This is a genomic window from Parafrankia sp. BMG5.11, assembly GCF_004337455.1.
Map to the genome: position 1 here is coordinate 1 of NZ_SJXI01000049.1, position 20,058 is coordinate 20,058.

General features: G+C 70.8%; 18 protein-coding genes and 2 pseudogenes. 12 read left to right on the plus strand and 8 right to left on the minus strand.

The features are described 5' to 3' along the window. The first annotated feature begins 306 nt into the window (after positions 1-306). From E0504_RS29990 to E0504_RS30015, 6 genes and pseudogenes are all read left to right on the plus strand, one after another. Positions 307-690: an SHOCT domain-containing protein gene (locus E0504_RS29990; RefSeq protein ID WP_131626253.1), complete on the plus strand. Its 384-nt coding sequence runs from the start codon at positions 307-309 to the stop codon at positions 688-690. Between the two features lie 19 nt (positions 691-709). Further along, the gene (locus E0504_RS29995) at positions 710-913 is read left to right on the plus strand and encodes a hypothetical protein (RefSeq protein ID WP_112107012.1); all 204 of its coding nucleotides are present in this window, start codon (positions 710-712) and stop codon (positions 911-913) included. Between the two features lie 422 nt (positions 914-1,335). Next, positions 1,336-2,280 carry an ABC transporter permease gene (locus E0504_RS30000; RefSeq protein WP_112107013.1) on the plus strand — a complete coding sequence of 315 codons (945 nt, stop codon included), beginning with the start codon at positions 1,336-1,338 and terminating at the stop codon, positions 2,278-2,280. An 83-nt stretch (positions 2,281-2,363) separates the two neighbouring features. Next, positions 2,364-3,048 (plus strand): annotated as a pseudogene (locus E0504_RS30005) (ABC transporter ATP-binding protein). A gap of 263 nt (positions 3,049-3,311) precedes the next feature. Next, positions 3,312-4,226: pseudogene (locus E0504_RS30010) on the plus strand (ABC transporter substrate-binding protein); the annotation flags it as partial. 103 nt (positions 4,227-4,329) lie between these two features. Beyond that, on the plus strand, positions 4,330-5,280 hold the full coding sequence (locus E0504_RS30015) for a TauD/TfdA family dioxygenase (protein ID WP_112107015.1): 951 nt from the start codon (positions 4,330-4,332) through the stop codon (positions 5,278-5,280). 329 nt (positions 5,281-5,609) lie between these two features. On the opposite strand, the gene E0504_RS30025 is transcribed toward E0504_RS30015, so the two are convergent. Together E0504_RS30025 and E0504_RS30030 are read right to left on the minus strand one after the other, a co-directional pair. Further along, a complete protein-coding gene (locus E0504_RS30025; protein ID WP_112107016.1) occupies positions 5,610-6,305 on the minus strand; it encodes a hypothetical protein in 696 nt (231 codons plus the stop codon). A gap of 98 nt (positions 6,306-6,403) precedes the next feature. After that, positions 6,404-7,273 (minus strand): Fic family protein, encoded by an 870-nt coding sequence (locus E0504_RS30030; RefSeq protein ID WP_131626255.1) that lies wholly within the window; start codon positions 7,271-7,273, stop codon positions 6,404-6,406. Between the two features lie 253 nt (positions 7,274-7,526). On the opposite strand from E0504_RS30030, the gene E0504_RS30035 reads away from it, so the two are divergent. Further along, positions 7,527-8,609, plus strand: a complete 1,083-nt coding sequence (locus E0504_RS30035; RefSeq protein ID WP_112107018.1) for an LLM class flavin-dependent oxidoreductase — start codon at positions 7,527-7,529, stop codon at positions 8,607-8,609. 26 nt (positions 8,610-8,635) lie between these two features. Here E0504_RS30035 and E0504_RS30040 read toward each other — a convergent pair whose 3' ends face one another. Then, positions 8,636-9,214, minus strand: coding sequence for a flavin reductase family protein (locus E0504_RS30040; protein ID WP_112107019.1), 579 nt, complete (start codon positions 9,212-9,214; stop codon positions 8,636-8,638). A gap of 81 nt (positions 9,215-9,295) precedes the next feature. Beyond that, positions 9,296-10,720 carry an LLM class flavin-dependent oxidoreductase gene (locus E0504_RS30045; protein WP_131626256.1) on the minus strand — a complete coding sequence of 475 codons (1,425 nt, stop codon included), beginning with the start codon at positions 10,718-10,720 and terminating at the stop codon, positions 9,296-9,298. A 457-nt stretch (positions 10,721-11,177) separates the two neighbouring features. Between E0504_RS30045 and E0504_RS30050 the strand changes: the two genes are divergently transcribed. The 3 genes from E0504_RS30050 to E0504_RS30060 all read left to right on the plus strand — a co-directional run bounded on the left by E0504_RS30050 (position 11,178) and on the right by E0504_RS30060 (position 13,704). Beyond that, on the plus strand, positions 11,178-12,080 hold the full coding sequence (locus tag E0504_RS30050; protein ID WP_131626257.1) for a LysR family transcriptional regulator: 903 nt from the start codon (positions 11,178-11,180) through the stop codon (positions 12,078-12,080). Positions 12,081-12,096: 16 nt separating this feature from the next. Further along, a complete protein-coding gene (locus E0504_RS30055) occupies positions 12,097-13,095 on the plus strand; it encodes an NAD(P)-dependent oxidoreductase (protein ID WP_131626258.1) in 999 nt (332 codons plus the stop codon). 177 nt (positions 13,096-13,272) lie between these two features. Next, positions 13,273-13,704 carry a nuclear transport factor 2 family protein gene (locus E0504_RS30060; RefSeq protein ID WP_243657682.1) on the plus strand — a complete coding sequence of 144 codons (432 nt, stop codon included), beginning with the start codon at positions 13,273-13,275 and terminating at the stop codon, positions 13,702-13,704. 72 nt (positions 13,705-13,776) lie between these two features. Here the strand turns inward: E0504_RS30060 and E0504_RS30065 are convergent, their stop codons facing one another. Both E0504_RS30065 and E0504_RS30070 read right to left on the minus strand, forming a co-directional pair. Beyond that, on the minus strand, positions 13,777-15,012 hold the full coding sequence (locus E0504_RS30065; protein ID WP_131626259.1) for an EAL domain-containing protein: 1,236 nt from the start codon (positions 15,010-15,012) through the stop codon (positions 13,777-13,779). 78 nt (positions 15,013-15,090) lie between these two features. After that, positions 15,091-16,344, minus strand: coding sequence for a magnesium and cobalt transport protein CorA (locus E0504_RS30070; RefSeq protein WP_112107024.1), 1,254 nt, complete (start codon positions 16,342-16,344; stop codon positions 15,091-15,093). 221 nt (positions 16,345-16,565) lie between these two features. Between E0504_RS30070 and E0504_RS30075 the strand changes: the two genes are divergently transcribed. After that, positions 16,566-16,976: a helix-turn-helix transcriptional regulator gene (locus E0504_RS30075; RefSeq protein ID WP_112107068.1), complete on the plus strand. Its 411-nt coding sequence runs from the start codon at positions 16,566-16,568 to the stop codon at positions 16,974-16,976. A gap of 94 nt (positions 16,977-17,070) precedes the next feature. Here E0504_RS30075 and fabG read toward each other — a convergent pair whose 3' ends face one another. Further along, entirely contained in the window at positions 17,071-17,832 is a 762-nt protein-coding gene (gene fabG / locus E0504_RS30080) for a 3-oxoacyl-ACP reductase FabG (RefSeq protein WP_020461636.1), read from the minus strand. Between the two features lie 194 nt (positions 17,833-18,026). Continuing rightward, entirely contained in the window at positions 18,027-19,445 is a 1,419-nt protein-coding gene (locus E0504_RS30085) for an MFS transporter (RefSeq protein WP_112107025.1), read from the minus strand. 55 nt (positions 19,446-19,500) lie between these two features. Here E0504_RS30085 and E0504_RS30090 point away from each other — a divergent pair, with 55 nt between their 5' ends. Next, positions 19,501-19,983 (plus strand): helix-turn-helix domain-containing protein, encoded by a 483-nt coding sequence (locus E0504_RS30090; protein ID WP_131626260.1) that lies wholly within the window; start codon positions 19,501-19,503, stop codon positions 19,981-19,983. Positions 19,984-20,058 lie beyond the last annotated feature (75 nt).

The following is a 20,058-nucleotide window of genomic DNA, read 5'->3' on the forward strand; positions in this document are numbered from 1 at the left end:
TCCCGGCCCGTGGGAGTGGGACCGGACCAGAACGAACGTGATTTCGCGGCGCTCGCCGAGGCCGCGCGGTCCGGACGGATCAGTACGGCAGGTCAACGAGCGGGGCCGGGGACCCGTCGGCATCGACCGTCCCCGGCCCCAGTGGCCCGGGTGAAGGCCGGCAGACCGCGAATGTCGTCGGCGGTCGGACCACGCGGGGGTGCCGGCGCGCTGTCAGGGACGACCGAGGGCGGGCGCCGAAACCGCGCGGCGGACCCGTGAGACGTCGTTGACGATCGTTGTTGACGCGCGCAAGGGGGCTCCGTAATGGATTATCCACTTCTGTCAGTATTCTGGATGATGCTGCTCTTCTTCGGGTTTGTCCTGTGGCTGTACCTGCTCTTCATCGTCGTATCGGATGTTTTTCGTAGTCGCGACCTCTCCGGCTGGGCGAAGGCCGGTTGGTTGGCGGCGGTAATCATCATTCCACTGCTGGGTGTCCTGGCATACACCATATTCCGTGGCGATTCAATGGGTGAGCGGGCGTTTGAGGACGCGCAGCGGCAGCATGCCTTGCATCAGGCATTTCGGCCGTCCGCGGTGCAGTCTCAGGGGGTTGCCGATGAGATGGCGAAGCTGGTCGCTCTCCGGAGGAACGGTGAGATCAGCGAGGAGGAGTTCCAGCAGGCGAAGTCGCGGGTCCTGGCCTGAGCGTGCTACGGATCTGTGAGTGTGTCGCTGCGGCGTCTGGCGCAACCTAGTCGGGCCCGGCACCAGCGCCCCGGCCGCGCCGGGGATCGCCCGCGTCCCGGACGAGTCGACGTTCCGCCGGGTCTTCGCCCTGCTCGACGCGGCCGCGCTGGATGAGGCTTCGACCACGACCATGCGGTCGTCCTCGGCCAGCTTGGCAGAGGTTCCGGGCTTTATCTACTAAATTGGTAGACATAGTTCTGGCCTGCCGGTACCGTCCCTGACATGAGCGGTCATGCAATCTTGGTCGACCGCCCGCACGTCGACTACGGGCGGGTAGCCAGCGCCCTCTGTCGACGCTGCCGCTGAGCCTGCCGCTCACTCCACGAAAGTCTCCTCGCTGATCGTCCGAACTTGCTCGTCTGACAGTTCCGACGTCGCGCACTCGTAGCTGTGCCATGCCACCAGCGCAACCGAACATCCCACCTGCGGCGGCGCCGGGCGGCTGGCCGGTCCCGCCTGGCAAACGCTCCGATGTGCGAGTTCGCCCTGACGGTCAGTCCTCCCGTCTGACACCGATTCCCGGCTGGGTGACGGCAAGGACGTCAGAGGGGACGGACGCGCTCGAACCACGTCACAGAATCAGCGCAGCAACGGAAGGCTGACATGTCACCACCCGACGCGTCGGACCTGCTCGTCGAGGCGGCGTCCCGGCAGGCGGTGCCCCCACCCGCGGTGACGTCCCGGCAGAAGGACGAATCCCCGCCAGCCTCGGACCCGCCGGGGGAGAGGGCCCGGCCCATGCCCGCCGTCGAGACGCTGTCCGGGGCCGGACTGCGGCAGCGGCGCAGCCTGCCCCGGCCGATCCGTCGGCTGTTCGGCCCCGTCCTGCTGTTGACGATCTGGCAGGTCGGCTCGGTCGTCGGTTACATCCCCGAAGACACGATCGCGGCTCCGAGCGCGGTGGCCGGCACCGGTTGGGACATGATCGTCGATGGTTCGCTGCCGGAGGCGCTGGCGGTCTCGTTGCGCCGGGTCGGCTACGGGCTGGTCCTCGGCGGGCTCGCGGGGCTGGTCCTCGGCCTGCTCTCCGGCCTGTTCCGGCTCGGCGAGGATCTCATCGACGCGCCCATGCAGATGCTGCGCACCGTTCCGTTCCTCGGCCTCATCCCGCTGCTCATCATCTGGTTCGGGATCGGCGAGGCCCCGAAGATCGCACTGGTGACGCTGGCGGTCGCCTTCCCGCTCTACCTGAACACCTACGCGGCCATCCGTGACGTCGACGAACGCCTGGTGGAAGCCGCCGGCACACTCGGGCTCAACCGCTGGCAGCTGGTCTGGCACGTCGTGCTGCCGGGATCACTGCCGGGCATGCTGGTCGGGCTGCGCTACGCCCTCGGGTTCTCCTGGCTGGCGCTGGTCATCGGTGAGCAGGTGAACGCCGACCAGGGCATCGGCTACCTGATGATGAACGCCCGCGAGTTCCTGCAGACCGACGTGATCGTGGTCTGTCTCGTCGTGTACAGCCTGCTCGGGCTTCTGACCGACGTCGTCGTCCGCCTGCTGGAAAAGGGGGCGCTGTCGTGGCGGCGCGGATTCTCGGGGCAGTGAAAGAAACCGCGGCGAACGAGAACACCGGGAATAAGAACACCACGGAGGAGAACGCCAGGCGTGGCGCCGTCACCGTACGAGGCCTGCGCCGGGTGTTCACCGATCCGGCCGTCGGAGAGAAGGCCGTCCTCGACGGGCTCGACCTGACGGTGGCCCCCGGCGAGTTCGTCGCGCTGCTCGGTCGTAGCGGCTGTGGCAAGAGCACACTGCTGCGCGTTCTGGCCGGCATCGACCGCGAGGTCGAGGGCGATGTGGTCGTCCCGACCAGACGCTCCGTCGCCTTCCAGGAGCCACGACTGTTGCCGTGGAAAAAGGTGTGGCGCAACGTCGCGCTCGGCCTCACCGGACCCGACGTGCGCCTGCGATCCCTGGCCGCGCTCGCCGAAGTGGGCCTCGACCACCGGACCGACGCCTGGCCGCTGACGCTGTCGGGTGGGGAGGCGCAGCGCGCCGCGCTGGCCCGCGCGCTGGTGCGCTCGCCGGACCTGCTGCTGCTCGACGAGCCCTGCGCCTCGCTGGACGCGCTCACCCGGCTGCGGATGCAGGCGCTGATCGTGGACCTGTGGCAGGCGGCACGGCCCGGCTGTCGTGCTGGTCACGCACGACGTGGAGGAGGCACTGCTGCTGGCCGATCGTGTCCTCGTGATGGCCGACGGCGGGATCGCCCAGGACGTCCCGGTCGAGGTCGACCGGCCTCGCCGGCTCGACGACCCCGAAGTCGGACGGCTGCGCACCCAGCTGCTCGGCCTGCTGGGGGTTCCGGTGTGACCTCGGCCGGCGCCCGCGCTGTTCCCGGCTCTCCCGCCGACGTCCCGAGAGACAGACAGACCGGCCGACGGGCCGGCCGACGGACCGAAACCGAAGGAGAACCACCCGTGTCCACCCTCGTCCGCCGCCGCCCGCGGTGGGTCGTCGTCCCGCTGGCCGCGGCGCTCGCCTTCGGTGCCGCCTGCTCGTCGAACGGCGACACCACCACCCCGGACACCGCGGCGGGCCCCGTCGACCTGTCGACGGTCACTCTCAAAGTCGGCGACCAGAAGGCCGGCACCAAGGCGCTGCTCGGCGCCGCGGGCCTCCTGGACGATCTTCCGTACAAGATCGAGTGGAGTTCGTTCACCTCAGGGCCACCCCTCCTCGAAGCGCTGGCCGCCGACGCCATCGACCTCGGCGGCGTCGGCGAGACCCCGCCGATCTTCGCGGCGGCCTCGGGTGCCGAGCTGACGCTGGTGTCGGCCTACGAGGGTGACTCGGCCGGCGCGGCGATCCTGGTCAAGGACGCCTCGTCGATCAGGACCGTCTCGGACCTGCGGGGCAGGAAGGTCGCCGTCGCCAAGGGCTCGTCAGCGAACTACCACCTGCTCGCCGCACTGGACAAGGAAGGCCTGACCTTCGGCGACATCGACCCGGCCTACCTGCAGCCGCCGGACGCGCTGGCGGCGTTCAACAACGGCAGCGTGGACGCGTGGGCGATCTGGGACCCCTACACCGCCATCGCCGAGCAGAACCTCGGCGCCCGGGTGCTGGTGAACGGCGAGGGCGGCCTCAGCACCGGCCTGACCTTCCTGGCCGCCCGCCCGGAGGCGGTGGCCGACCCCGGCAGGCACGCCGCGATCGCGGATTTCCTGGCCCGACTGCGTAAGGCCTACACCTGGACGACCGAGAACCCGGACGCGTGGGCGCAGGCGTGGGCCACCGAGACCGGTCTGACGACCGAGATCGCCAAGGTGGCGCTGGGCCGCGAGAACCGGGTCTGGATCCCGCTCGACGACGACGTCGCCAAGCGGCTGCAGGTGGTGGCGGATGCCTTCACCGACGCCGAGCTGATCCCCCGCGAGGTGGTGGTGGCCGACTTCGTCACCGACGAGTTCAACGACGCGGTCCCGGCGTCGGTCACTCCCTCAGCGGTGGCGTCGTCGTCCGTTCCGGCAACGCCGGCCAAATCGTGACCATCCACCCGCACTGGTTCCCGCCCGCCTCGCGCCCCGGGTTCTCCGAGCCGCCGCCCCTGATCCCGTCGGCCCGCAACTCCTCCCGGAAGGAAGCCGCACCATGACCAGCCCGGCCGTTGTGGACGTCGACCTCGACGTCACCCCCCTGACTCTCCGCATCGGCGCTCGCGTCGACGGTGTCCGCCTGTCCGGCGATCTCGACGCCGCGACCGTGGCGGCGCTGCGCCAGGCGCTGCTGAAGCACAAGGTGCTGTTCTTCCGGGGGCAGCATCACCTGGACCCCGACAGCCAGATCGCCTTCACCCGCACGTTGGGGGAGCTCACGCTGGCGCACCCGACGCAGACGTCGCTGGCCGGCTACCCGATCATCCACGAGCTGGACGCCTCCAAGGGCGGCCGGGCGGGCGCCTGGCACACCGACGTGACGTTCGTCGTCAACCCACCGGCGATCTCGGTGCTCCGGGGCGTGGAGATCCCGCCGACCGGCGGCGACACGGTCTGGGGCAACACCGCCACCGCCCTGACCGACCTCCCGCTCGAGCTCCAGGCGCTCGCCGAGAGCCTGCGGGTCTTCCACACCAACCAGCATGACTACGGCCTGCGTCGGCAGGACCTCGAAGGGCTGCCGGAGGAGTTCATCGCGAAGTTCGAGGAGTTCCGCTCCATCGAGTTCGAGGCGGAGCACCCCGTCGTCCGGGTCCACCCCGAGACAGGCGAACGCGCCCTGGTGCTCGGCGGATTCGTCAAGCAGCTCAAGGGAGTCTCGCAAACCCAGTCGGCACTGCTGCTGAACATCTTCGCCGAGGTCGTCAGCCGGCCCGAGAACCAGGTTCGCTGGCACTGGAACACCGGCGACGTCGCGATCTGGGACAACCGGGCGACCCAGCACTACGCCGTCAACGACTACACGACCGAGCCCCGAATCGTGCACCGCGTGACGGTGGCGGGCGACCTCCCGGTCGGTACCGACGGCCGGCCGAGTGTCGTCCGAGCCGGTGACTCGTCGGCCTACTCGCCGATCGCCGGTGCGCCCGACGCGCCTCGGCCCTGACCCCGCCTGTGGGCCGGTGTCAGCCGGGCACCGAAGCGGCGGCGAGTTCGCGGACGACCTCGGCGAACCCGGCCACGAGCGGGTCGGAGGCGCTGTTCACCCAGGCGAGGGCGACCCGTAGCGGCTCGACGTCTAGTTCGGGGCGACACAGCCCAGCAGTCGGCCGTCGCCGTCGAAGTACCCGGCCAGGAGGGGCAGGCGCGTGTCGCCAGGCCAGACCTCGGCCTGCCTGGACGCTACGCCCGCCTGCCATGGTGGGGAGATCGAGCTTGATCAGAACCCGCCGGGCAGATGGGGGTATCGACAGGCGCCTGCCACCTGTACAGCCTTCAGTTCTGCGTCGGTGCCTCCGGCTGGAGCCCCGGCTTGGTGGCGGTGATGCCAATGCACTCCCGAAGGATGCCGACGTTGAAGTCCGCGCCCGGATCGTTGACCGGGTGGTTGTTGACTTCTGTGATGTGTCCCACCTCGTGGAGCAGGGCGACGACCCGGAGCTCGTCGAGTGTCGGCTCCTGATCGAGCTGATACGTCCCGAAGATCGACCGCAGTGTCGACGCCGAGCTCTCATAGAAACTGGGGAAAAGTGTGATGACTCCCTTCTGTCCGCCCGGGAACACCACAGCATTCGCATCGTAGGTCGCGACAGTGTTCGGGACCTGCATGTCCGGAACAGGTGAACTGATGATGACGGCGTTGCGTAGTGCGTCCCTGGCCTGAGACCCCTCGAGTTCGGAGATGTGCCCGTTACAGCTATCGAAGGAGTCCAGGACGTACTGTGCCCTGTCCCGGACAGTGCGGAAGATCTCGGCGCGGGTGCGCTGTACCGGCGTCGGGGGCGGGGGCGGCGGGTTCTGCACCGGCACGAACTGCGGGTTCGGGTCGATGAAGCCGCCGGACCCGATGATCTCCCAGATGAACTGCTGGAGACAGTCGTCACTGGTATCCCAGACCGCGAACGCGCTCAGGTTGCAGGACACAGCCTCGGCCGGCGCCGGAACGGCGACGGCCTGGACCGCGCCGAGCATTGCGGTAGCCGCCGTCATCACAGCGAAGGAACGCCGTAGCCGCGCTCCGCGGCGTGGGCGAGCTTCCTCTCCGGTCGGTGCAGACGCCCGTCTGATCCTCATGGACGATGGCCTTCCTTTCGAAACGGTTCGGTGGAGGTGGGAGCGAGGGCGGCGGCATGGCCGCTGCGGCCGGCTGCCGGCGCGAGGACATCGGTCGCCGCGGTCGAGCACCGCAGTACCGAATCGGCGAAGAAGGCGCACCACCGGTCCACGTCCCCGGCGCGGTACGCCGCGTGCGCCGCCCGGTAGGCCGCCGCGTTAGCCAGGAAGTACAGACCCATCGGGGCCACCAGATCGCGGACCAGCCCGCGCCGGCGGGGCATCACCTGCAGCAGCCAGCGGCCCAGGCGGCCGTTGCCGTCCGTGAACGGGTGAATCAGGACGAGCTGTGCGTAGCCGATGGCGACCTGCGCCACCGGGCACAGGTCCTCCCGGTCCAGAAAGGCCGCCAGGTCGGCGAGCAGCCGGTCGAGTTCCTCGACCGGCGGCGGGACGAACTGCGCCCGAGCGGGCGTGGGCACACCGCCGATCCAGACGACACCGGTCCGCACGGTGCCCCCGCCGGGCGCGACGGCCCGGTGGGCGCGCCGCAGTTCGTCGGGGCCGATCCGGCGGGCGGTCACGGCGTCCGCGCAGGCCCGAGTGAATCGACGGAGCTGCTCGTCACCGACATGCCCGGGCGCCACCACGCGTCCAGCGGCCAGTGCGGCAATCTGCCGCGACGACAGGCATTCCACCCCGAGCAGCGCCCGGACGCGGGCACGTGTCCCCGCTCGGCCCGCCACAGCGTCCAGCAGCCGCATCCCGTCCGCGGCCGCGGTCAGCGTCGGCGCGCCGACCAAGTCGCCGACGAGTGCCGGAACAAGCATGTCGTACCGGGTGCCGTCCTTCCACACCCGGGTGACCCGCCGTTCGATACCTGCCATGCACACAATTCGCGCCGGGTGCGCCGCCGGATCACATCAGTTCGAGTTCCGGGCGGTGGGCCGGCCGGCGGCGCCGGAAGCGGTCCTTCGAGGGCTACGGCGATCACGCGCAAACGACCTCGCCGCATCACCCGGTCGCTGAGTTACCTCGACCGCTGAACCGACAGGACTGGCCGGTCTAAAGTTGACAGCGGCGTCGCGGAGTTGGCAGCGGGTGTGATTCCTCGCTTGATCCCGGTGGAGGCCGTCGGTCGTGAAGTTCCTGGCCAGCACGTTGGTACCCAAACAGAGCACCGGCGCCGGGCGTCCACCGCTCAGTCAGCGCGACCGGTTCCGTGAGGTCGTGGACCTTGCCCTGTGGGCCGAGCGGATCGGCTACGACGCCTTCGGAGTCGGGGAGCGGCACAACCCGGCCCTGTTGTCCTCGTCGCCGGCGGTGATCCTGTCGCACATCGCGGCGCGGACGACCCGGATTCGCCTGGTCACCACCGTCGCCGTGCTGTCCCTGACGGATCCCGTCCGGGCGGCCGAGGATTACGCGACCCTCGACCATCTCAGCGACGGCCGCCTCGATCTGATCATCGGCAAGGGCGGCGATCCGGTCGCACCGGGTGTCTTCGACGTCGCCGACGCCGATCTGTGGGACCGCCTGGAGGAGGGCTACGAACTGGTCCGCCGGCTGTGGCGGGAGGAGAACGTCACCTGGGAGGGCCGCTTCCGCCCGAAGCTGACCAACGCGACCATCGAGCCCCACCCGTTGCAGCGGCCGGCTCCCCGCGTGTGGCACGGCTCGGCCACCAGTCCCCGCTCCACCGAGCTCGCCGCACGCTGGGGTGATCCGCTGTACTCGGCCAACGGACTGCGCAGGGTCGACCACTATCTGGATCTCGTTCGCCACTACCGGGAGCGGCTCGCCTTCCACGGCCACGAGCCCGACACCGCCTTGGTCGCGGTCGGCGTGCACTCACCGATCATCACCGACCGCTCCCAGGACGCACTGGCGATCACCCGGCCCGCCTACGAGGTCTCGGTCCGCGAGCACTTCGGTGACCGGGCCGCCTTCCCGTTCGACTCCCTGGAAGATTTTCTGCAGAACGGATCGGCGCTGGTGGGAACGGCTGAGCAAATAGCCGAGAAGCTCATGGGCCTGCAGCAGAAGTTCGGCAATCAGGTCTTCGGGGTCGGCGTGGAGGGCTTCTTCTCCACCTACACGAACGAGCTGGGCTCGACCCGCGACCACCTCGAGCGTTTCTTCGCCGAGGTGGCCCCGATCCTACGGTCGGAGATCCCCAGCACGATCTGGGAGACAGGGCCGGTCGCCGCCCAGCCGGTGTAGCTTCCGGACCTGGCCACCCACGGCGTTCACCTGCTGGTGATCCCGCGCGCCCAGCGTTCGAGCCTGCGGAACTGGCTGGCGTGGAACACCAGTGGGCTGATGTCGTGGTCGGCGTCCAGGTCGTGCACGCGCAGCACGACGATGTCGTGGTCGCCGGCGCGTACCTGCTGGTCGATGCTGGTTTCGATCCAGGCGCTGGCCCCGTCCAGCAGAACGGCCCCGTCGTCGGTCACCCGCCAGCGCAGCTCGGCGAAGCGGTCGCCCTGCCTGCCCGCGAGCTGACGGGCCGCCCGTTCCTGCTCGGCGCTGAGGATGCTCAGCCCGAGCCGCGGCGCGGCGCGCAGCGCGGGCCAGGTGCTGGACGTGTGGCCGATGCACAGCGAGACCAGCGGCGGGTCCAGGGAGACCGAGGTGAACGAGCTTGCCGCGATCCCCACCGGCACATCCTCGACCAGCGCCGCCACCGCCGCCACGCCCGAGGGGAAGGCCCCGAAGACGTTCCGCAGCCGCCCGGGATCGAAGATCTGCGTCGCGGCCCGTCCGGCGGTCGGCACGTCGCCGAGGACACCGCGGTGCGGCGGGGGAGCGGTGCGGTGGTAGGTCATGGGATCACACTCCTGCCCCTTCGGGGAACGCGCCGCCGACGGCACCGCCGCGCGGGACGCCGGTGCCGTCGCGGCCTGGACTCAGGAAATAAGTGCCGGCTCCGTGGCCGCGGGGGCCGTCGCGGCCACGGAGCCGGTGCCGAGGACGGGCGCGGTGTCGACAGCGGAGTGCTGCTGCTGGCGGCGGGCCGCGGTGTGCCGGTTCTCCGGGATGGGCAGGCCGAGGTTGCCGCGCAGCGTCGTGGACTCGTACTCGCTGCGGGCGATGCCCCGTTCACGCAGGAGCGGCAGCACCTGGTCGACGAACTGGGCGAACTCGCTGGGCACCGTCACCATGATGTTGATGCCGTCGAAGCCGCCGTTCTCGAACCAGCGCTCGATCTCGTTCGCGACGGTGCGCGGTGAGCCCACGAACGGCGAGCGGAACGCCTCGAGCTGGTGTTCGACCACCTGGCGCAGCGTGAAGTTGTTCTCCCGGGCCAGCTTCTTGATCCCGTCCGCCTGGGTCCGGAAGCTGAGCGCGCCCGCGTCGCCGACCTCGGGGAACGGCGCGTCCAGGTCGTACTGCGAGAAGTCGTGCCAGCCGAAGGGACGGCCGAGTTCGGCCAGCGCCCGCTCGAAGCTCTTCGCGCCGAGGGCCGCGTCCTCCTTGGCACGGGCCTCCTCGTCGGTGTCGGCGATGATCGGGAAGATGCCCGGGATGACGAGCAGCTGCTCGGGGTTGCGCCCCTTGGCTGCCGCGCGCGCCCGCAGCTCGCTGCGGAACGCCTGCGCCTGCTCGAGGGTCTGGGCGTGGCTGAAGATCGCGTCGGCGATGCTCGCCCCCAGGTCGCGGCCCTCTTCCGAATCACCCGCCTGGAAGATCACCGGCTGGCCCTGGGGGGTGCGCTCGAGGTTGAGCGGCCCGACCACAGAGAAGTACTCGCCCTTGTGGTTCAGCGCGTGCTGGCGGTCGCGGTCGAAGAAGACGCCGCGGTCCTTGTCCCGGGGGAAGGCGTCGGCCTCGTAGGAGTCCCACAGCCCCTGCGCGATCCGGACGTGCTCGTGCGCCCGCCCGTACCGCGTGGCGTAGTCGTAGTGCTCGTCGCGGCTGTAGTTGCCCGCGGTCCCGGCGTCACCGCTGGTGACGACGTTCCAGCCGGCCCGGCCGCCGCTGATGTGGTCGAGCGAGGCGAGCCGGCGGGCGACGTTGAACGGCTCGTTGTAGGAGGTGGTGATCGTCCCCACCAGGCCGATGTGGCTGGTGTGCACGGCGACCGCGGACAGCAGCGTCAGGGGCTCGAGCCGGCTGAGGTAGTGGTTTGGCGAGTCCGGGGTGATGAACTGGCTGTCCACGATGAAGATGTGGTCGAACTTCGCGGCCTCCGCCTGCTGCGCGCGGGCGATGTACCAGCGGATGTCCACGCTGGCGTTGCCCGGGATCTCGGGGCTGAGCCAGGTGTTGTGCTGCCCGGGGCCGCCGACCCCGAAGAGGACGGCACCCAGCTTGAGCGTGCGAGCGGACATCGGTGGAACCTTCCTGATGATCGCGCGACGAGCGCGTGGGGGTGGCCCCGTCCACCGGATCGCGCCGGATCCGGTATGACGGGCGCGCCGGTGGGACGGGAGGGGATCTGAACGGGATGTGCCGCCTCGTCCTCCGGTCGGCGCCTCGCACGGACTGGTCAGGTCAGATCGGCGACGGTGCGGATCGATGGTGACGCAGGGCAACCGGGAGTCGGTCCTCGGCCCGATCGGGTCGGCGGACGGATCGGGTCAGCGACAGCGGGTGGCCTGACTGCGTGCATGGTCCAACCAGCGACGACACGTGAGCAGCACGGTGGTCGACTGGGCCATGCCGATCAGCATGCGGGGTGCCTGACCGGATGTCCAACGACGCTTCGCGATGGAGACCCATCACGACTCGTGATGATTTTCTATTATCCCGATGAACATAAAGAGTTTGACAAGTAGCGTGTGTGGCATGCGCCGGACTCTGGACATCGCGCCGCTGCGCAGCTTCGTGGCTGTCGCGGACTGTGGCGGTTTCCAGCGGGCCGCGACGGCACTGCATCTCAGCCAGGCGGCGGTGAGCCAGCACGTGCGCCGCCTCGAATCCGCCACCGGACGGGTCCTGGTCGAGCGCCAGGGGCGTGGATCCCAGCTCACCCGGGACGGCGAGCAACTGCTCGGCCAGGCCCGGCGGATCCTGAGCCTGCACGACGAGACCCTGCACGGCTTCGGCCTGGAGGAGATCGAGGAGACCGTGCTCATCGGCTCGACCGAGCACGGCGCGGCCCAACTGTTGCCGGTCCTCGCCGCGGTCCTGGGGCAGTCGCTGCCGCAGCACCGCGTCCGGTTCCGCATCGACCGGGGCACCACGCTGCGCGAAGGGCTCGAGGCCGGCCGGATCGACCTGGCGTTGCTGATCGGCCCGGCCGACGACCCGCGCACGTGGCCGGTCGGCGAGCTGGAGCTGACCTGGTACTCCGCCCCGGCCTGGCGGCGGCCGGCGGCGGCGCAGCCGATCTCGGTGGTGGCCTTCGACCAGCCCTGCGCGCTGCGGTCCCGGGCCCTGGAGACGCTGTCGCTGCACGCGATCGAGACGGTGATCGGCGCGGAGGCCATGCAGCTCGCCGGTGTGCAGGCGGCGGTCGGGGCCGGTCTGGGGATCGCGTTGATGGCGACCTTCGGTCAGACCCCCGAGGGCCTCGTCGCCCGCGACGACCTGCCCAGGCCGGCCCCGCTGCCGCTGGCCCTCTGGGCCAGGCAGGGCCTTCCCGCGGAGACCTCGCAGCGCGTCGCGGAGGCACTGCGGCAGGTGCTCGCGCAGCTGCCGGCCGCGCAGCGGAACGCCACGCATCTCGAACTCGCCACAGGAGCCTGACGGGAGCCAGCGCACCATGTCGCTCACCTCAATCCCCGGCGCCTCACCTCGCGCCCGGCCGGGCACCTCCGTGGTGATCGCGGCGGTGCTGCCGAGCCCGTTCGTCGACCAGGTCCGCTCCCGGCTCGGCACCGAGGCACACGTCGTCGACGTCCTCGGTGGAGAGGCCGTGCCGGCGGAACCGCCCGGACCGGTGACAGCGCTGGTGATGCCCGCGGTGCTGCGTGGCGCGCGGCCGCGCGCCGTGCTGGCGGCGGTCGACCGGGCCGACTGGGTGCACTTCCTGTCGACCGGTGTCGACGGCTTCCCACTCGATCGCCTTTCCGGCCGCGCGGTGACGTGCGGCCGAGGGGCGAACAGCCCGGCGATCGCCGAGCTCACCGTCAGCCTGCTGCTCGCCGCCGAGAAGCGGATCCCGCAGATCTGGGAGGCCGAGACGAACGAGCCGTTCCTCACCGAGCCGCTGGGCACTCTCGTCGGTCGGACGGTAGGGCTGATCGGATTCGGGTCCATCGGTCAGGAGCTGGCTCGCCGGCTGGACGGGTTCGGGACCCGGTTGCTGGCCCTGCGTCGCAGCGGACGCCCGGCCGAACAGCCGACCGTGACCGTGGTGCGGACCCTGCCCGAGCTGGTCGGCGAGGCGGACCACCTCGTCGTGGCCGCGCCACTGACCCCGGACACGGACCGGCTGCTGGACGACGCGGCGTTCGCCGTCACCAAGCCCGGTCTGCACCTGGTCAACGTCGCCCGGGGGCGGATCGTCGACACCGACGCGCTGGTCCGGGCGCTGGCCGCCGGGACGGTGTCCCGCGCCAGTCTGGACGTCACGGACCCCGAACCGCTGCCGGCCGACCATCCGCTGCGCCATGACGCCCGCGTCCGGATCCTGCCGCACCTGTCCTGGTCGGCTCCCGGCGGCCTCAGTCGCGGCTTCGACCTCTTCGCCGACAACCTGCAACGCTGGCGCGCGGGCCGGCCGCTGCATGGCGTCGTCGACGTCGAGGCCGGCTACTGACTCGGATGGAACTCTCCAGGGATGACCCGGACGAGAGCAGGTTCGACCTCTACCTACCACCCTGAGGCGACGCGCGGCGCGGCGACCGTGCTGTGCGACCGGGCGGTGCTGCCGAGAGAATTATCTTGACTGAGTACAAATTTTTTGGTCAAGCTACTCGCCATGAGCAGAAGCAGGTTGAGCCTCGAAGAGCGCGTGCAACTGCTGGAGGACCGGGAGGAGATCCGGCAGAGTCTGATCGACTACGGCGAGCTGCTCGACGCACGTGACCTCGATGCCTGGGCCGAGCTGTGGGCGGAGGACGGCGAGTTCGAGATGAGTACGGGTCGGACGGCACGCGGGCGGGCCGCGATCAGGGAGATGCTCGCCGCGGTGATGGAGAAGAACCCGCCGGCAGTTGTCCGCATGGAGATGAACCCGCGGATCACCGTCGACGGTGACACCGCCCGTTCCACGATGCTCTACGGAGTCGGCCGCACCCAGGACGACGGGCTGACCCGCGTCATCTGGTTCGGACACCACCACAGCCGGCACGTGCGCACTCCGGACGGCTGGAGGATCCACTACCGCCGCAACACCGTCGACCTGCCGGAGACCGGCCACCCCTGAACCGGACCCGGTGTTCCGCGGAACACCGGAACACCGGCGCCGTACGTCGGCTCGCGCCCCGTCGTGCGGGGGTCAGCCGGGGTAGTTGGCGAGTGCGACGGCCGGGGCGCAGGCGGCGCGTGCGGTGCGGGCGGGTGCGCCGAGCAGGTAGCCCTGGCCGAAGTCGATGCCGGCGTCGATGGCGACCCGCAGCTCGGCGGTGTTCTCGATGCCCTCGGCGATCACGCAGCCGCCGATCTCCGCGGCGACGTCCACGATGGCGGCGGCGACGGCGCGGCGGGCGGGGTCGCCGTCCATCCCGTGGGTGATCAGGTAGTCGAGTTTCACGATCTCGGGCCGCAGGTGGATGAGCTGTTCGAGGCCGGCGTAGCCGGTGCCGATGTCGTCCACCGCGATCTGGGCGCCGAGCGCGCGCAGCGCGTGGATGCCGCGCATGACCACCGGGTCGGCGCTGAAGTACTCGTGCTCGGTGATCTCGACGATCAGTCGTTCGCAGGCCGGGAACGGGGCCAGCAGGCCGACCAGACCGGAGGTGATGGTGGCCGGTGAGGCGTTCACGGCGAGGGTGACCGAGCGGGGCAGCTCGGACATCACGGTCAGTGCGCGCCGGATGGCCGTCAGCTCGAGGTCCGTGCCGAGCCCGACGCTGCTGGCGACGGCGTACCAGCCCTCCGGGTCGTCGGTCGATCCCGGGAAGCGTGACAGTGCCTCGACTCCCACCACGCCGCCATCGGAGAGGTCGACCACCGGCTGGAAGACGATCTGCGGGCCACCGGCGTCGATGAGGTCGTTGATCACCCGGGAGACCCGGCTGCGCGTCTCCCACACCCGGTGCAGGTCGATGACGGCGTCGCTGAGGAACGCGGCCAGCAGGCTGAGGAACCGGCCGTCGCGTTCGCGCAGCTCCGGGCGGGGCTGGTGCGCGAGGCAGCCAAGGATGCCGTAGATGTCGTTGTCGTTGTCGTAGACCGGCGTGGCCACGTACGCCCCGATACCCAGTACCTGGACGGTGCCCGCGCCGGCGGTCCGCGGGTCGCGGTGGGTGTCGGGGATGATGACCGGCTGATTGTGGGCAAGTACCTGGGCGTACAGAGCCGCCTCGCGGCGGATCGTGCTGCCCGGCGCGATGCCGAAACCGGCCGCGTCGCCGTTGACGACCTGTAGCACCAGCAGGTTGCCCTCGACCCGGCCCAGCCAGGCGAGATCCATGCCGAGGTGGCGGCGCAGCACCCCGAGCAGGTCGGCCACCGCGGGGTCCGGTTCCACGACCTCGATCGGTGGGCCCAGTGGCGACGCCGGACGCGCCATGGGCACCACCTCCTCGCTACGGCATGCCCAGGCCGGTGCGGCACACACACCGCGGCACGGCCGAGGGCTCCCGAGGAGTCAGAGCCAGCCGTTGCGGCGGAACGCCCGGTACAGGAACAGGCAGGCGGTCGCGATCGTCACCAGCACGGCCGGATAGCCCCAGACCTGCCGCAGCTCGGGCATGTGCTCGAAGTTCATTCCGTAGATCCCGGCGACCGCGGTGGGCACGGCCCCGATCGCCACCCACGCACTGATCTTGCGCATGTCCTCGTTCTGCGCGATGGTCACCTGCGTCAGTGTCGCCTGCAGGATCGACGACAGCAGCTCGTCGAGGTGGGTGATCCGTTGTGTGGCCTGCACGAGATGGTCGAAGACGTCCCGAAAGTGGTCGCGCACATGCGGGTCGATCATCGGCAGTGGGGTGTCGGACAGCGACCGCAGCGGGGCGGTCAGCGGGCTCACCGCGTGCTTGAACTCGAGGATCTCGCGCTTGAGCTGGTAGAGCTTCTCCACCGACGGCCGCGCCGAGTGCTCGAACACCGACGCCTCGGCGGCGTCCACGTCGGCCTCGATGCGGTCGACGACCGCCAGGTAGTCGTCGACGACCCGGTCGCACACGCCGTGCAGCACCGCGGACGGCCCGTGGCGCAGCATCTCCGGCCGTCCCTCCAGCTGGCCGCGCAGCTGCTGGAGCCCACCGTGCGCACCGTGGCGGACGGTGACGACGAAGTCGGAGCCGATGAAGACCATCACCTCGCCGGTGACGACGACCTCGGTGTCCGCGGTCAGCTCGCCGTGCTCGACGTAGCGGGCGGTCTTGAGCACCACGAACAGCGTGCTGCCGTACCGTTCGATCTTGGGTCGCTGGTGGGCGACGACGGCGTCCTCCACGGCGAGCGCGGGCAGGCCGTAGATGCCGGCGATGGATTCCAGCTCGGAGTCGGTGGGCTCGAACAGGCCCAGCCAGGCGAACGCGCCATGGTGACGGCGGGCGATGTGCGCGGCGGTCAGCATGTTCGACCCGTCGGGGACCCGCTGGCCGTCGGCGTAGACGTGGCAGGCGACGACCTGCCCGGAACGGACCTGCTCGGCGGTGGGCGTCGGGGGCCGCTTGGGACGGGTGCGCACCAGCGACACCGGGCGCGCCAGGGCACCGGCGAGCAGGTCGCGCAGCAACCCGCTGCCGTGCTCGAGGTCGAGCCCGTCGTCGAGCCCGTTGCTGTCGTGTCCGTGCCCGTGGTGTCCGCCGGTGCCGGAGCCGTCCTGGTCGTGCCCGTTCACGCCGTTCTCCTCCGCGAGCTCGCTGCGGCCCCTGTCCGGCCCGGAGTCCATCCTTGCGGACGGCGCAGGCGGCCCCGGCCCCGGATGAGCCCTGGGCCCACGGCAGTGACCGCGGCGGGACGAACAGTGGCGGCCGGTCGCCGCGCCCTGTCCTCAACCAACTGGTTGACGACCTGGGTGAGGCGACCTAAGCTCGGTATTCAACCAATCGGTTGAGGAAGTGGCCGGCTGATCGTGGCCGGCCTGGGGAATGCGGAGGGGGAGTGCCGGTGGTGGCGGCGGACACGCTGTCCCGGGTGTTCTCGGCGCTGGCGGACCCGACCAGGCGCGACATCGTGGCGCGCCTGGCGGTGGGGGACGCCACCGTCAACGAGCTCGCCGCACCCTACGACATGACCGTCCAGGCGGTGTCCAAGCACCTGCGGGTGCTGCAGGACGCCGGCCTGGTCAGCAGCGGCCGGCAGGCACAGCGGCGTCCGATGCACCTGGAGGCCGACGTCCTCGACCTCCTGACGACGTGGCTCGAGCGGTACCGCCGCCAGGCCGAGGAGCGCTACCGGCGCCTCGACGACGTCCTGCGCGCCATGCCCGACGACGTCGACCCGATGCCGCCCCGCCACCCACCCGACCTGACCGAGTCACCCGACCCGACCCGACCGAACCGACGACCTGACCTGGCCTGACCGCCGAGCCTGACAGGAGCATCGACATGCCCGCCACCGACACGAACCCGACCACGATGAGGTCCGCCCGCCCGGGCTGATCGTGCAGACAGGCTCAGGCCTTCGGGCCGCCGGCGACGTAGAGGACCTGGCCGGACACGAAGCCGGCGCCCTCGCCGACGAAGAACGACACCGCGTGGGCGATGTCGTCGACCTCGCCGGGCCGGGCGACCGGGATCTTCGACTTCGCCACGGCCAGGTAGTCCTCCCAGCCGACACCCAGGCGCTCGGCGGTCGCCCGCGTCATGTCGCTGACGATGAACCCGGGCGCCACGCAGTTCACCGTGATGCCGAACTTGCCCAGCTCGATCGCCAACGTCTTGGTGAAGCCCTGCAGGCCGGCCTTGGCGGCCGAGTAGTTCGCCTGGCCGCGGTTGCCCAGCGCGGAGATGCTGGAGAGGTTGACGATCCGGCCCCACTTCGCGTCCACCATGTACTTCTGGGTGGCCCGGGCGGTCAGGAACGAGCCACGCAGGTGGACGCCCATGACCGCGTCCCAGTCGCCCTCGGTCATCTTGAACAGCATGTTGTCGCGGGTGATACCGGCGTTGTTGACCAGCACCGTCGGCGCGCCGAGCTCGGCGGCCACCCGGGCGACGGCCGCGTCCACCGCGGCGGCGTCGGAGACGTCGGCACCCAGGGCGATCGCCTTCCCGCCCGCGGCCGCGATCGCGTCCACGGTGGTCTTGGCCGCTGACTCCTCGAGGTCGAGCACGGCCACCGCCATGCCGTCACGGGCCAGGCGCTGCGCGATGGCGGCGCCGATGCCGCGGGCCGCTCCGGTGACGATCGCGACGCGGGACGGGGCTTCGGACACGGACCGGCTCCTCACACCAGACGCCACGCGCGACGGCGTGGCGATCGGACACACGCCGGCAGCCGTCCGCCGCGGGCGAGTCGCCGGTGCGACCGGACCACCGCCGGCACCGGGCCCACACCGGCCCGGCGGCCTAAAGTCAACCGGTTCGCGGCCCCGAACGCCACCGGTCGACAACGTCGCCGGTCGGGTGCTCAAGCCGCGCGGGCGGGGCGGCGCAGGAGGGCCACGGCGGGCACGATTCCGGCGACGGACAGGGCGGCGGTGACCCACCAGACCCGGGTGAACAGGTGCAGCGGGATGCCGCTGGCCACCGACGACTCGCCGAGCACCGCGATGGTGACGGCGACGCCCAGGGCGATGCCGGTCTGGCGCACCATGTTGACGACCGCGGAGCCGGTCGCGAACGACTGCGGGGGCAGCGACGCGGCGGCCGTGGACATCATGGTGGGCAGGGTCAGGCCGACGCCGATCCCGGTGAGGGTCATGCCGCCGAGCACGCCGGAGACGTAGTCCGGCTCCGTGGTGATCGCGAGCGCCCACCAGGCGACCCCGCCGCCGAAGATGACACTGCCCAGCCCGATGACGCTCGCCGGCCCGTAGCGGGCGATCAGCCTGCCGGTGATGCCGAACGAGACGAGCGGGACCATGAGCGGCCCAGGCGCCATGGCCAGGCCGGCCTGCAGCGCGGACCATCCCCACTGGCCCTGCTCCCAGAGCACGATCGACAGCAGCATCGCGCCGAAGGAGGCGGAGAAGAACAGCGCGACGACCGAGGCGCCGGTGAAGTGCCGGGAGGTGAACAGGGACGGGTGCACGAGCGGGTTCCGGCTGGTGGCGCAGTGGACGGCGAACAGGACGAGCAGGCCGACCCCGCCGGCGAGGGATCCCACCAGCGCCGCCGAGGACCAGCCCCAGTCCGGCCCCCGGACCAGCCCGGCGGTCAGCAGGCCGACCCCGCCGGTGGCCAGCAGCACACCGACGGCGTCGGGCCGCTCGGTCGGCTGGCCGGCCAGGCGTGGCAGCCGGCGCCAGCCGACGACGAGGGCCGCGAGGCCGACCGGGACGTTGACGAGGAACGCCCAGCGCCAGCTGGCGGCGACGAGCAGCCCGCCGACGACCGGGCCGATCGCCGCCGACATCCCGCCGACGGCGGTCCAGGTGCGCACGGCGCCCTGACGGCGCTCGGGTTCGTGGGCCGCGAGCACCAGACCCAGTGAGGTGGGTGTCACCAGCGCGGCCCCGGCGGCCTGCACGAGCCGGAAGCCGATCAGCATGTCGACGGTGGTGGCCGCCGCGCAGGCCGCCGACGCGAGCGTGAACACCGCGACGCCGAGCAGGAAGCCGAGGTCGCGGCGGTACCGGTCGGCGAGCCGTCCGAAGAAGACGAGCAGCGCCGCGTAGACGACCGCGTAGCCGTTGAGCACCCACGACAGCCGGCTCAGGTCGGTCTCGCCGAGATCGTGGGCGATCTGCGGCAGCGCGACGTTGACGATGAACAGGTCGAGGCTCGCCAGGATCACGCCACTGCAGACGATCAGCAGAACCTCGCGTCCGGACGCCTCGCGGCGTCGTGAGGGCGAGACGCCCCGGTCCATCATCAGTTCTGTCATGCAACTGAACTTAGGGCGCTGGCGTTCCGTCACGCAACTGACTAACGTGCCGGTCATGGAGCGCAAGAGCTTCGCGGACATGAACTGCTCGGTGGCCCAGTGCCTCGAGGTCGTCGGCGAGTGGTGGACGATGCTGATCCTGCGCGACGCCTTCCTGGGGGTGAGCCGCTTCGACGACTTCCAGCGGCGGCTCGGGATCTCCCGCAACGTGCTCACCCAGCGCCTCACCGGTCTGGTCGAGGCCGGCGTCCTGGCCAGGACCGCCTACCGGGAGCATCCGCCGCGCTACGACTACCGGCTCGCCGACAAGGGCCGCGACCTGTGGCCGGTGCTGTCCGCGATGCGGCAGTGGGGCGACCGGTACGCCGCGCCCGCGGGCCCGCCGGTGAACGTGCGGCACCGCGGCTGCGGCGAGGTCTTCCACACGGTGCCCACCTGCTCGCAGTGCGGCGAGCAGGTGGGCCCGGGCGACGTCCGCGCGGTCGTCGGCCCCGGCGGCAGCGCGGATCTCCTGCCCGCCCGGTCAGCGCAGGCCTGAGCGTACGAAGGCGTCGACGACCTGCCGCTGGAACGCCAGACAGATGCGGTGGGGGAGCGGCGTGTCCGCCCCGCG

Excerpts from the sequence above, each read along its gene's own strand:
- E0504_RS29990 (WP_131626253.1), top strand. The coding sequence starts at position 307 with ATGGATTATCCACTTCTGTCAGTATTCTGGATGATGCTGCTCTTCTTC.
- E0504_RS30000 (WP_112107013.1), top strand. The coding sequence starts at position 1,336 with ATGTCACCACCCGACGCGTCGGACCTGCTCGTCGAGGCGGCGTCCCGG.
- E0504_RS30015 (WP_112107015.1), top strand. The coding sequence starts at position 4,330 with ATGACCAGCCCGGCCGTTGTGGACGTCGACCTCGACGTCACCCCCCTG.
- E0504_RS30025 (WP_112107016.1), bottom strand. The coding sequence starts at position 6,305 with ATGCTCGGCGCGGTCCAGGCCGTCGCCGTTCCGGCGCCGGCCGAGGCT.
- E0504_RS30030 (WP_131626255.1), bottom strand. The coding sequence starts at position 7,273 with ATGGCAGGTATCGAACGGCGGGTCACCCGGGTGTGGAAGGACGGCACC.
- E0504_RS30040 (WP_112107019.1), bottom strand. The coding sequence starts at position 9,214 with ATGACCTACCACCGCACCGCTCCCCCGCCGCACCGCGGTGTCCTCGGC.
- E0504_RS30045 (WP_131626256.1), bottom strand. The coding sequence starts at position 10,720 with ATGTCCGCTCGCACGCTCAAGCTGGGTGCCGTCCTCTTCGGGGTCGGC.
- E0504_RS30050 (WP_131626257.1), top strand. The coding sequence starts at position 11,178 with ATGCGCCGGACTCTGGACATCGCGCCGCTGCGCAGCTTCGTGGCTGTC.
- E0504_RS30055 (WP_131626258.1), top strand. The coding sequence starts at position 12,097 with ATGTCGCTCACCTCAATCCCCGGCGCCTCACCTCGCGCCCGGCCGGGC.
- E0504_RS30065 (WP_131626259.1), bottom strand. The coding sequence starts at position 15,012 with ATGGCGCGTCCGGCGTCGCCACTGGGCCCACCGATCGAGGTCGTGGAA.
- E0504_RS30070 (WP_112107024.1), bottom strand. The coding sequence starts at position 16,344 with ATGGACTCCGGGCCGGACAGGGGCCGCAGCGAGCTCGCGGAGGAGAAC.
- E0504_RS30085 (WP_112107025.1), bottom strand. The coding sequence starts at position 19,445 with ATGACAGAACTGATGATGGACCGGGGCGTCTCGCCCTCACGACGCCGC.
- E0504_RS30090 (WP_131626260.1), top strand. The coding sequence starts at position 19,501 with ATGGAGCGCAAGAGCTTCGCGGACATGAACTGCTCGGTGGCCCAGTGC.